Below are 10,650 nucleotides of genomic sequence, written 5' to 3' on the forward strand. Positions count from 1 at the left end.
CGCCGGGGGCCGCGCGGCGGCGGCGGGCGGCGACGGCAGGATGTCCGGCGAATCGTCCTCGTCCATGTCCATCGGTTCAGCCTCCACGATGTCCAGGGGCTCGCCCCGGCCGCGCGCGAGCGCTTGTTCCATGTCATCCGGCGCGGCGACGAACACCTTGAGCGGCTTGCGCAGCTGGAAGCGCAGCTCGTCCACCAGCATCAGGTTGCCCGGGTCCTCCACCGCGACGTGGATCTTCTCGCTGCGGCCGTCCTGCTCCGACGCGAAGAGGAGCACCCGGTGCTCGCTCTGGAAGTCCATGGACACCAGCGAGGCCACCCCGTGCGGGATGTACTCGGGGATCTCCACGAAGGGCAGCTCGTGCTGCGCCGCAAGGGCCCGCGCGATGTCCCGGCCCGTGCACAGGCCCATGGACACCAGCACCTCGCCCAGCTTGCGGCCCTGGCCGCGACGTCCGGAGGCCAGGGCCTGCTTCACCTGCTCGTCCGTCACCACTCCGGCCTGGACGAGGAGCTCACCAATCTTCTTGCGCATGGCCGGGGGCTACCGCTTGACCTTGGCGAGGTATTCCTCGCGGGAGAAAACGCCCTTCTCGATGAGCAGCTCCACCATGGCCTTCAGCGCCGCGACCTCCTTGCGCTGGACCTCCTCCACGCTCTTGAGCAGCTCCGCGGGGCTGCCGGAGGCGGCCTGACGGGGGGCCTCCGCGGGGGGCGGAGGCCGGGGCGGAGCGGCGGCGGGCTTGGGGGACATGGCGACGGCGGCGGCCGGGTCCAGGTCCTTGAGGTTCTTCACGACGGTGCGGCCCTGCGCGTCCACCACCTTGAAGTTGGTGTCCGCGTCCTCCAGCTCCGCCGTCTCCTCGTAGAGGCGCGCGAACGCCCGCGCCACGGAGGTGCGCCCCGCCACGTTGGCCACGATGCGGCACTTGGACAGGGCCCGCAGCTCGTCCAGCACCCGCACGTTGAGCGGGTCCGACATGGCGACCACGAGCGTCTTGCCGTCGTCGCGCAGCTGCAGCGGCACCACGGAGAAGTCGCGCGCGGTCTGCGCCGGAATCTTGGACTTCACGTGCGGCGGCACCATCTGCACGGCGTCCAGGTTCACCGCCGGCATGCCGAGCTGCTTCGACAGGGCGCGCACGAGGATGTCCTCGGACACGAGGTTCATCCGGACGAGGATCTCGCCCAGCTTTCCGCCCCACTTGGCCTGCTCGGCGAGCGCCGCCTTGAGCTGGCTCTCCTGCAGGACGTTCGCCTTGATCAGCAGTTCTCCGAGCTTGATCTGTGCCATGTCGTGCGCGCCATAGTACCCGGTTTGCGCCGGGGCGCTGTCTTTCGACGCCTGGATGCTCAGGAACCCGGCGCGGGGGGCAGGGGCGACACCGTGCCCCCCGAGCGGACCTCCTGGCCCCGTGCGTCGACGTCCACCACCCTGGCCCCCTCGGGCGCCACCAGCTCATAGAGCGACAGGTCCGGGCGGCCGTTGAGGCGGATGTCCGTGTACTTCAGGTCCAGCTTCGTGTCCGCCGTGGAGGCGATGAGGTGCACCTTGCCGGGGAAGAGCTGGTCGCCGCGCTGCTCGAAGTCCTCGAACGCCAGGTCATAGCCCGGCACGCCCCGGACCTCGCTCTTCACCACGCGCAGGTGCTTGGGGTCCACGCGGAGTGTCTGCGTCGCGGCCCCCCGCTGGAGCTTCAGCACGTACACCCGCTCCTTCTCGTCCAGCTCCAGGGTCATGGACTCCGGCGGCAGGAGGGGGACCTGGCCCAGCATCACCGCCACCAGCTCCTCGCTCGGCAGGACGACAGGCAGGAAGCGGGACACGTTCTCCGCGCTCGCGGGGCCCTGGAGGTACGTGTTCTCCCCCGCCTGATAGACGCCGAAGCGCTCGCCGTTGGAGACGAGCGAGGCCACCGGGCGGTTGAAGAAGTCGTACGTCTCCAGGTGGATGAGGGCCGGGCGGGTGATGGAGAGGTACGTGGAGAGGGTGCCGCTGCCCTGGGGCGAGTCGACGTGCAGCTTGGCGTCACCCTCCAGGTTCACGACCCGGGCCTGCCGCTCGCGCACGTGCTGGTAGAGCGTCTGGGCATCCTCGATGCGGCCTTCCGGACCGAACTCGAGGCGTTTGGGGCAGGCCGAACAGAGGAGGGCCAGGAAGATTGCGGCGGCTGCGCGGTTCATATGTCCTAGTGTGAGCCAGGGCCGCATGCCCGGTCATCCATCATGAGCCTGAACGATCTACTTCATTACCTTCGCCTGGGCGGCGTCACCCTCGCCCTCCTCCTGGGCGCCTCCGTGGTGGCCCTGGGCGTGGCCATCGAGCGGCTCATCGCCCTCTGGGGGGTGAGCGAGCGCTCCCGCAACCTGGGGGAGATCGTCCAGAAGCACCTCCTCAGGGGGGACGTGGCCGCCGCCCGCACCGCCGCCGAGCGCTCCGACGCCGTGGCGGCCGACATCTTCCTCGCCGGCTTCGACCGCTGGGAGCGCTCCCGCGCCACCGGCGGCAACGGCATCGAGTCCGCCGTGGAGCGCGAGCGCGCCCAGGTGGGGCTCAAGCTGCGGCGCAACCTGTGGCTGCTCGCCACCATCGGTTCGACGACGCCCTTCGTGGGCCTCTTCGGCACCGTGGCCGGCATCATGCGTTCGTTCAAGGACCTGGGCGTGGACGTGGAGGCCGGCGGCACCGGCGGCTCCGCGGCCGTGATGACGGGCATCTCCGAGGCGCTCGTCGCCACCGCCGTGGGCATCCTCGTCGCCGTGCAGGCGATGGTCTTCTACAACTACTTCCAGGCCCGGCTATCCCGGGTGCTGGTGGAGCTGCGCCTCTTGGGCGACGAGTTCGTGGAGCTCCTCAAGGAGCGCGCCGCCGGCGGGCCCCTGCCGGAAGCCACGCCCTCGCGCGAGAGCGCCACGCCTGCGGCCCCGCGGCCGGATCCGCAGCCCGCCTCGTAAGGAGAGACGCCCACCATGGCCATGGGAAAGACGCCCGGCTCGGGCGACGACGAGCTGGAGGGCGCGGGCTTCGCGGAGATCAACATCACGCCGCTGACGGACGTGATGCTCGTGCTGCTCATCATCTTCATGGTGACCAGCTCGGTCATCACCCAGCAGGGCCCGGGCGGCGGCGCCAAGGCGGGCCTCAAGGTGAACCTGCCCAAGGGCGGCGCCGCGGACGTCACCGCGCGCTCCACGGACCTGTCCGTGGCGGTGCTGGCGGACGGCCGCTTCATGCTCGCGGGCAACGTCGTCGCGGAGGCCGAATTGAAGCAGGCCTTCGAGACCGCGAAGAACCAGAACCCCGACACCGTGGTCATCGTGCAGGCGGACGAAGGCGTCTCCCACGGCACCGTGGTGCAGGTGATGGAGCTGGCGAAGAAGGCCGGCCTCGCGCAGCTCGCCATCGGCGTGCGCGACGGCAACTAGGCGCGCCAGAAAGCACAAGGCCCCCCGGCACGCATGCCGGAGGGCCTCTTCATTTCAGGGCTTCACGCCGGGCTTCAGACGCCGCCGAACGCCGCGTCGGTGATGTCCATGGGGGACGTGTCCTCGGTGGCGATGAGGCGCGCGGCGTACTCCACGTTGGGCAGCACGTTGCGCGCGTACCAGAGGGCGCTGAACTTCTTGCCCTCGTAGAACGCCTTGTCCGGGTGGTCCGCGCTCACGCTGGCGGCGGCCTTCTCCGCGATGACGGCCGCGTCCAGCAGCAGCCAGCCCACGGCCACCTCCGACATCATGTTGAGGAAGCGGTTGGCGGACAGGGGAATCAGCGGGAAGCGGCCCGCGTCCTGCGACCAGCCGAACAGCGCCATCGCGCTGGACATCAGGCCTTCCTGCGCGCCGGCCAGCGTCTTCACGGCCTCGCCCAGCACCGGGTGCTCGCGGTGCGCTTCCACGAAGCTGCCGACATCGCCCATGAACTGCTGGAAGTGCGCGCCGCCCGCCTGGCCCATCTTGCGGCCCACCAGGTCCATGGCCTGGATGTGGTTGGTGCCCTCGTAGATGGAGAAGATCTTCGAGTCACGCGTGTACTGCTCCACCGGGTAGTCCTGGATGTAGCCGGCGCCGCCGTACACCTGGATGGCCTGCGCGCAGAGGCGGAAGGCCTGGTCGGAGCCGTAGGACTTCACCAGCGGCGTCAGCACCTCCACCTGGCCCTTGTGGTAGCTGGCCGCGTCGTCGTCCTTGCCCGCCAGCTGCTTCGCCTTGTCCAGGTGCATGGCCAGCTTGATGATGAGCGCGCGGATGCCTTCGACGTGCGCCTTGATGTCCAGCAGCATGCGGCGGACGTCCGGGTGCTCGAGGATGGCGGCGCGCGGCGCGGCCGGGTCCTTCCACTTGGTGAAGTGGGAGCCCTGCTTGCGGTCCTTCGCGTAGTCCAGCGCGTTGTAGTACGCGGCCGACGCCAGGCTCACGCCCTGGATGCCCACGGCGATGCGCGCGCCGTTCATCATCTTGAACATCTGGCTCATGCCCACGTGCTCGACGGTGCCCACGAGCTCGCCCAGACACCCGTCGTTCTCACCGAAGTTGAGGACACACGTGGCGGAGCCGTTGATGCCCATCTTGTGCTCGATGGACGCCACGGTGACGTCGTTGGGCTGGCCCGCGGAGCCGTCCGCGTTGATGCGCAGCTTGGGGACGATGAACAGCGACAGGCCCTTGGTGCCCACCGGCGCGCCGTCGATGCGCGCGAGCACCAGGTGGATGATGTTGCCGGCCATGTCGTGGTCGCCGCCGGAGATGAAAATCTTGGTGCCCCGGATGTTGTACGTGCCGTCCGCGTTGCGGCGCGCGGTGGACTTGGCCGCGCCCACGTCGGAGCCGGCGTGCGGCTCCGTGAGGCACATGGTGCCGCCCCACGTGCCGTTGAGCATGCGCTCCACGAACTGCTTCTGCTGCGCGGGCGTGCCGCACTCCGCGATGACCTCCGCCGCGCCGAACGCCAGGCCCGGGTACATGTTGAAGGCCGTGTTGGCGCCGGAGAGGATCTCCTCCACCGTCACCTGGAGCATCATCGGCGCGCCCTGGCCGCCGTGGTCGGGGCTCACCGCCACCGTCTTGAAGCCCTGCTCGTAGAGCTTGTTCCACGCGTCCTTGAAGCCCTTGGGCGTGAAGACGGCGCCGTTCTCCACCCGGCAGCCCTCGCGGTCACCCACCGAGTTGAGGGCCCCAGCACCTCGCGCGCGAAGCGGTACGTCTCCGTGAGGACCGCCTTCGCCTCGTCCGGCCCCCAGGCGTCGTAAGGAGCCTGGCCCGCCACCTGGCCGAAGCCGAACTGCTCGAACAGCGTGAAGAAGATCTCTCGAAGGTCGGTCTTGTAGGTGTTGATGCCGGCGGACATGGCCCACTCCTGCGTGGGGGCGCGCTGCCTGCCTGCTTCCCGCAGGGCGGGAAAAAGAAAGGGTCAGCGGCCCATGTGACGCAGGAAGTGTGGCGTCGACTGATTTTTGAGTCAACCCAAGATGACACCCCGCGTTGAGCAGCAGTCGAAAGCTGCCCTGCTCGAACGCGGGATTCCGGCCTGGAACGCCTACTTCTTGGCCTTCTTCGCGGCCGGGAGGGACGCCGTCTTCGCGGCGGGCTTCTCCCGGGGGGCGGTCTTCTTGGACGAGGCACCGGTGCGGGGCTCGTCCGCCTCCTCGTCGTCCTCCTCGTCCTCGTCGCGGTCCCGCTCGGGGGCGGCCGGCGGGGCGCTGGCGGCGGCGTCCGGGGTGGCGGGGGCCGGGACGACCAGGCTCTCGCGGGGCACCTCCACCACGATGGGGGACTGGCCGGAGCGCTGCCGGTTCTCGTCCTCCAGCGAGTAGAAGAGCTGGATCTGCGAGCCGCCCTTCATGACGAGCTCGCCCTTCTGGTTCTCCGCCCAGAGGTCGATCTCCACGAAGTACCGGCCGCCGGAGCCGTGGCGGTCGCTCACGCGGCCCTTGCAGACCACGGTGTCGCCCGGCCACACCATCTTGATGAAGCGGACGTTGTAGCGCCGCAGCTGCCCGCCGCGCGCCCAGTCGCTGATGAGCTGGCCGAGCATGCCCATGACGAGCATGCCCGGGGCGTAGACGGACGGCATGCCCACGCTCTTGGCGTACAGCTCGTCCACGTGCACGGGGTTGTAGTCGCCGGAGGCGCCCGCGTAGCGCGACAGCTGGACGCGGTCCACCGGGGCCTTGGCCAGCGCCGGCAGCTCGTCACCGACGCGGATGGATTCGAAGTAGAGCTTGCGCGCGGGCATCAGGCGTTCTCCTTGGCGGCACGCACCACGAGGGTCCGGCGGGCGCGGAAGACGAGGTTGCCCTCTTCGTCCCGGCCTTCGTCCTCGATGACCGCGATGTCCATCTTGCCGGACATGCCCGGCCGCTCGAAGACGTCCGACACGCGGGTGGACACGTAGATGCGGTCCCCCGCGAAGATGGGCCGCTCGTAGTCGAAGCCCTGTTCGGCGTGCAGCAGGCTCTTGATGCCCACCCCCAGCAGCTCCCGCAGGTCCGCGGCCGAATGGAACGACGCGGGGAACGTGGGCGGCGCGACGATGGTGGGGTAGCCCGAAGCACGGGCGTACTCCTCGTCGTAGTAGATGGGATTGTAGTCGCCAATCGCCTCGGCGAAGCGCCGGATGGCGCCCTTCTCCACCTCGTTGAGCGTCGGCGGCGAGGCGCGGCCAATCGCGTTCTTGTCCAGCATTTCCCTCTCCTGATGAACCTTCAGCGGCCTGCCGGAAGCTCGAGCACCGTCAGGAGCCCTGCCTCCGCGGCCGTCAAACGTGGCGCGGCATTCACCAGCGCGTTCGCGGTGGCCCGGTCACCCGCCACTCCCCCCGGTATTTCCAGCACCAGCCTGGGGTCCGCGTCGATCTCGATGCGATCCCGTGGGTTGTCCGCCCCTACCGCGATGGTCAGCTCCAGTCGGACACGCTCCTGCCCGTCCTCCAAACCCACCACGGACTGGAACATGCCCGCGACGCGGCCTTTCTTCACGACAAATGCGCCGCCGGTGATCTCCTCCTCGGCGAAGACGGGCGCGACCTCCTCCTCGAAGTCGTCGCAGTCCAGCCCCAGCCCCAGCGCCGCCAGCGCCGCGGACTCCACCAGCCCCACGTGGCCCAGCTCCTCGCGGTCCACCAGGTCGAAGAACTCCTCCTCCGTCAGGCCCGCGCCCACCTTGCGCTGCAGGGCCTCCCGGCGCGTCCGGGCGTCCACCACCCGGCTGGCCGTCACCTTGCGCACGGGGCCGCACACCTGCCCGGCGGTGGCCACCAGCCGGTCCAGCACGAAGCCGGGGTTCACGCCCGTGCCCACGATGGCGACGCCCGCCTTCTGCGCGGCGCGCTCCAGCTTCTCCGCCAGCTCCGGGTACTTGAGGTGCGGGAACGCCAGCTCCTCGCAGGTGCTGGCGACGGGCAGCCCCAGCTTCAGCGCGTCCAGCAGCTGATCCATCACCTGAGACAGCCGGGAGCTGGTGGCGTGCAGCACCACCACGCCCTTGCGGCGCCCCACGGCGCGCTCCAGCGTGTCCGCGACCTTGAAGCGCGGCCCGGCCAGCCCCAGCACGTCGCCCAGGGGACGGCCCACCAGGGAGGGCTGCGAATCCACCGCGCCCATCAGCTCCACTTCGGGGGATGACAGGGCCGCCCTGGCAATCTCCTGCCCGATGAACCCCAGCCCCATCACCACCACCGGCACCGGCCCATCAGGGGCTCTAGCCATCGGAGATTGCTCCCGAATTCCAAGGGGTTACAACGATTTACGGCGGGTAGGCGGCCACCATAGAACACGGCTCGTCAGGCAGGCAAGCAGGACGTGGAGTCCAGCGACCTCCGGTTTGAGCGAAACTTCAAGGATTCCGGTAGTTTAGCGGCACTGGAAAGCTTGGGGGGGCCTGTTTGGCCGATCGCGGACCGGCTATAAGAGTCTGAGAAAACGCAGCCCACTCGCTCGGAGCGTATCAGCCCATGGCCCGAATCCTCGTGGTGGACGACGACGTGCTCATCCTCGCGGCGCTGTCCCGGATCCTCCAGGCGGAGGGTTACGAGGTCGTGATGCACAGCGACCCGGTGGTGGCGTCGCGGGAGCAGGGGTTCGACGTCGTCCTGACGGACTTCATGATGCCGTACCTCAACGGCATCGAGCTGTTGTCGGCGCTCCGGGAGAAGAACCCGCGCGCGGTGCGATTGATGTTGACGGCGGCGGCGGACTTCAAGGTCGCGTCGGAGGCGGTGAACCGGGGCGAGGTCTTCCGGCTGCTGGGCAAGCCGTGGGCCCTGAGCGAGCTGACGAGCAGCATCCGGCAGGCCTTCGAGCACCACCGGCTGGTGGCGGCCAACGAGCGGCTGACGCGCGAGGTCGCGGACAAGAACGCGGAGCTGCTGGCCATCAACATGGACCTGGAGCGCCGGGTCGTCGAGCGCACGACGGGGCTGCTGGACGGGCTCATCAGCGCGCTGGACTACCGGGACACGGAGACGCAGTGGCACTCGCGTCGCGTGTCGCTGTACGCGCGGCGGCTGGCGCAGGAGATTGGCCTCAGCGGGCCGGCGCTGGACGTGGTGGAACAGGGCGCGCTCTTGCACGACATCGGGAAGATTGGAGTCCGGGACTCCATCCTGCTCAAGCCCGGGCCGCTCACGCCGGACGAGTGGGTGGAGATGAAGCAGCACCCGGAGTTCGGCTACCGGATGATGGCGAAGATGCCCTACCTGCACGAGGCGGCGCTCATCGTCCTGCAGCACCAGGAGCGCTGGGACGGCAAGGGCTATCCGCTGGGGCTCCAGGGCGAGGAGATCGTCGTCGGCGCGCGCATCTTCTGTCTCGTGGACACGCTGGACGCCATCACCTCCGACCGGCCCTATCGCAAGGGGCGCCCCATGAGCGTGGCGCGCGACGAGGTCCGCCGCTGCGCGGGCACGCAGTTCGATCCGGCGCTCGCGGAGGCGTTCCTCGGCCTGCCGGAGACGGAGTGGGCCCGCATCCGCCGCGAGGTGGAGCTGATGGAAGAAGCGGAGAGCCACCGCTGGACGGGCGGCAAGCTCAACGCCCAGGGCGAGCCGATGCCCGCGCGCGCCTCCGGAGCCTGACGCGCGAGGGGCTTGTTTCAGGGGGCGCGGGTACCCACGACGACGTCGTCGATGACCGTGCCTTCCAGCAGCGCATCCACGACGTCCATGCCGCTGATGACTTCGCCGAAGGCCGTGTAGCGGCCGTCCAGGTGCGGCTGCGGTGAGTGGGTGAAGAAGAACTGGCTGCCGCCGGTGTCCTTGCCCGACAGCGCCATGCCCACCGTGCCCCGTGCATACGGACGGCGCGTCATCTCACAGCGGATGGAGTGCCCGGGACCGCCCTCCCCGTCTCCGCGCGGGTCTCCGCCCTGCGCGACGAAGTCCGGCACCACGCGGTGGAAGGTGATGCCCCGGAAGTAGCCCTGCTTCGCGAGCGCCACCAGGTTGCCGCCCGTGAGCGGCGCGTCCGGATCCAACAGGACGGTGATGTCGCCCTTGCGCGTGCGCAGCGTGAGCGTCGTCCCGGCGGGTGCGGCCGGCGGACGGTAGGTGTCCGCGGGCAGCTCCACGCGCGCGGAGCGGACGGGAGTGCCAGTGAGCGTGGACAGGGACTCGGCCGCGACGCGGCGCACGTTGGCGTGCGGGTGGTTCAGCCACTCGCGCAGGCGGGGCTCCGCGGCGCGGCCCTGCACCGCGACGAGCGCGCCGGCCACCGCCTCCGCCAGGTCCGGCTCCTTGGGGACGCGATCCGCCAGGGCCTCCAATGCGGGCAGCGCTCCCGCGTCCTTCAGCTTGCCAGCGGTGGCCGCGGCGAGCCCGCCACCACCGCGTCGCCTCCCCCGATGAGCGCGCGCACGGGCTCCATCGCTTCGGGGACGGGGCGCTCGGAGAGGGCATCCAGCGCGGCGCCACGCACGAGGGGACTGGCGTGGTTCAGGTAGGGCACCGCGAACGCCGCGCCGGGCACCGCGGGGCTGGCCTCGCCCGGCTTCGATGCGGCGGCGGGCTGCCCCTTGAATTGGGCCACCTCGTGGAGTCCGAGGGCGAGCCGTCGGGCTTCGGGCACGCGGCCGTAGCCGCACTGGAATACCTGCTCCAACGCGCCCTGCTGCCGGTCCATCGCCGCCGCGAACCGGCAGTCCAGCCAGGCGAGGTCCGCGCGGGCCTCGTCGGAGACGGCGGCGCGGTCGGCTTCCGCGAGGGCCTTCCTCATGCGTGACAACACCGGCCGGCCCTGGAGCGGCAGGCCCTGCTGCGCCACCGCCAGCAACGCATGGCCCTGCGCCGCCTTTCCTTCCGCCACCCGCTTCGCCAGGCGCGCCTGGCCTTCCAGGGCGAGGAGCGGATCACAGGACGCGCCGGGCTCGCACTTCGCCGCGAGCTTCGCCAGCGCCCGCGCCGCTTCCGCCGACACGCGCGGCGTGGCGTCCCCCAGCATCAGGTTCAGCGCCATCGTGTCCCTGGGGCTGCCCACGTCACCCAGGCCCTTCACGCAGAGGGCCATCACATCCGGATGGCCGTTGGACAGACACGAGCGCAGCGCCTCCACGGCGTCCGGCCGCTTCGACGCCGCCAGGAGGTATGCCCCGGCGAGGTTCACCTCGCTCCGCTCGCGGGGCTTCAACAGCGCGCGGATCGCCTCCAGCGGAACGTTCGCCA

At 70.1% G+C, this 10,650-nt stretch carries 12 protein-coding genes and 1 pseudogene; 3 read left to right on the top strand and 10 right to left on the bottom strand.

Features of this window, described 5'->3' with window-relative positions; translation table 11 throughout:
- The 3 genes and pseudogenes from ACLEQD_RS27430 to ACLEQD_RS27440 all read right to left on the bottom strand — a co-directional run.
- Positions 1-534: pseudogene (locus tag ACLEQD_RS27430) on the bottom strand (hypothetical protein); the annotation flags it as partial.
- A 9-nt stretch (positions 535-543) separates the two neighbouring features.
- Positions 544-1,293 carry a hypothetical protein gene (locus ACLEQD_RS27435; protein ID WP_410387943.1) on the bottom strand — a complete coding sequence of 250 codons (750 nt, stop codon included), beginning with the start codon at positions 1,291-1,293 and terminating at the stop codon, positions 544-546.
- 59 nt (positions 1,294-1,352) lie between these two features.
- On the bottom strand, positions 1,353-2,183 hold the full coding sequence (locus ACLEQD_RS27440) for a DUF4292 domain-containing protein (protein WP_410387944.1): 831 nt from the start codon (positions 2,181-2,183) through the stop codon (positions 1,353-1,355).
- Between the two features lie 42 nt (positions 2,184-2,225).
- On the opposite strand from ACLEQD_RS27440, the gene ACLEQD_RS27445 reads away from it, so the two are divergent.
- Both ACLEQD_RS27445 and ACLEQD_RS27450 read left to right on the top strand, forming a co-directional pair.
- Positions 2,226-2,954, top strand: a complete 729-nt coding sequence (locus ACLEQD_RS27445; protein ID WP_410387946.1) for a MotA/TolQ/ExbB proton channel family protein — start codon at positions 2,226-2,228, stop codon at positions 2,952-2,954.
- A 15-nt stretch (positions 2,955-2,969) separates the two neighbouring features.
- Complete coding sequence (locus ACLEQD_RS27450) at positions 2,970-3,425, top strand: ExbD/TolR family protein (RefSeq protein ID WP_410387948.1); 456 nt, start codon at positions 2,970-2,972, stop codon at positions 3,423-3,425.
- 74 nt (positions 3,426-3,499) lie between these two features.
- Here ACLEQD_RS27450 and ACLEQD_RS27455 read toward each other — a convergent pair whose 3' ends face one another.
- The 5 genes from ACLEQD_RS27455 to ACLEQD_RS27475 form a co-directional block, all read right to left on the bottom strand.
- Complete coding sequence (locus ACLEQD_RS27455; RefSeq protein WP_410387950.1) at positions 3,500-5,134, bottom strand: acyl-CoA dehydrogenase; 1,635 nt, start codon at positions 5,132-5,134, stop codon at positions 3,500-3,502.
- Positions 5,047-5,343 carry an acyl-CoA dehydrogenase N-terminal domain-containing protein gene (locus tag ACLEQD_RS27460; RefSeq protein WP_410387952.1) on the bottom strand — a complete coding sequence of 99 codons (297 nt, stop codon included), beginning with the start codon at positions 5,341-5,343 and terminating at the stop codon, positions 5,047-5,049. Before ACLEQD_RS27460 ends, ACLEQD_RS27455 begins: the two co-directional genes overlap by 88 nt.
- Before the next feature lie 189 nt (positions 5,344-5,532).
- Complete coding sequence (locus ACLEQD_RS27465; RefSeq protein WP_338268236.1) at positions 5,533-6,231, bottom strand: MaoC family dehydratase; 699 nt, start codon at positions 6,229-6,231, stop codon at positions 5,533-5,535.
- Positions 6,231-6,680 (bottom strand): MaoC family dehydratase N-terminal domain-containing protein, encoded by a 450-nt coding sequence (locus tag ACLEQD_RS27470; protein ID WP_014397671.1) that lies wholly within the window; start codon positions 6,678-6,680, stop codon positions 6,231-6,233. Before ACLEQD_RS27470 ends, ACLEQD_RS27465 begins: the two co-directional genes overlap by 1 nt.
- A 20-nt stretch (positions 6,681-6,700) precedes the next feature.
- Positions 6,701-7,702 carry a dihydrodipicolinate reductase gene (locus tag ACLEQD_RS27475; protein ID WP_410387954.1) on the bottom strand — a complete coding sequence of 334 codons (1,002 nt, stop codon included), beginning with the start codon at positions 7,700-7,702 and terminating at the stop codon, positions 6,701-6,703.
- Between the two features lie 245 nt (positions 7,703-7,947).
- On the opposite strand from ACLEQD_RS27475, the gene ACLEQD_RS27480 reads away from it, so the two are divergent.
- Entirely contained in the window at positions 7,948-9,069 is a 1,122-nt protein-coding gene (locus tag ACLEQD_RS27480; protein ID WP_410387956.1) for an HD domain-containing phosphohydrolase, read from the top strand.
- Positions 9,070-9,086: 17 nt separating this feature from the next.
- On the opposite strand, the gene ACLEQD_RS27485 is transcribed toward ACLEQD_RS27480, so the two are convergent.
- Positions 9,087-9,755: a peptidylprolyl isomerase gene (locus ACLEQD_RS27485; protein ID WP_410387958.1), complete on the bottom strand. Its 669-nt coding sequence runs from the start codon at positions 9,753-9,755 to the stop codon at positions 9,087-9,089.
- Between the two features lie 23 nt (positions 9,756-9,778).
- The coding region (locus ACLEQD_RS27490; RefSeq protein WP_410387960.1) for a HEAT repeat domain-containing protein at positions 9,779-10,650 on the bottom strand (872 nt) is incomplete at its 5' end.

This window comes from Corallococcus sp. 4LFB, from assembly GCF_046520365.1.
Classification (GTDB): Bacteria; Myxococcota; Myxococcia; order Myxococcales; family Myxococcaceae; genus Corallococcus; species Corallococcus caeni.

Excerpts from the sequence above, each read along its gene's own strand:
- ACLEQD_RS27435 (WP_410387943.1), bottom strand. The coding sequence starts at position 1,293 with ATGGCACAGATCAAGCTCGGAGAACTGCTGATCAAGGCGAACGTCCTG.
- ACLEQD_RS27440 (WP_410387944.1), bottom strand. The coding sequence starts at position 2,183 with ATGAACCGCGCAGCCGCCGCAATCTTCCTGGCCCTCCTCTGTTCGGCC.
- ACLEQD_RS27445 (WP_410387946.1), top strand. The coding sequence starts at position 2,226 with ATGAGCCTGAACGATCTACTTCATTACCTTCGCCTGGGCGGCGTCACC.
- ACLEQD_RS27450 (WP_410387948.1), top strand. The coding sequence starts at position 2,970 with ATGGCCATGGGAAAGACGCCCGGCTCGGGCGACGACGAGCTGGAGGGC.
- ACLEQD_RS27460 (WP_410387952.1), bottom strand. The coding sequence starts at position 5,343 with ATGTCCGCCGGCATCAACACCTACAAGACCGACCTTCGAGAGATCTTC.
- ACLEQD_RS27465 (WP_338268236.1), bottom strand. The coding sequence starts at position 6,231 with ATGCCCGCGCGCAAGCTCTACTTCGAATCCATCCGCGTCGGTGACGAG.
- ACLEQD_RS27470 (WP_014397671.1), bottom strand. The coding sequence starts at position 6,680 with ATGCTGGACAAGAACGCGATTGGCCGCGCCTCGCCGCCGACGCTCAAC.
- ACLEQD_RS27475 (WP_410387954.1), bottom strand. The coding sequence starts at position 7,702 with ATGGCTAGAGCCCCTGATGGGCCGGTGCCGGTGGTGGTGATGGGGCTG.
- ACLEQD_RS27480 (WP_410387956.1), top strand. The coding sequence starts at position 7,948 with ATGGCCCGAATCCTCGTGGTGGACGACGACGTGCTCATCCTCGCGGCG.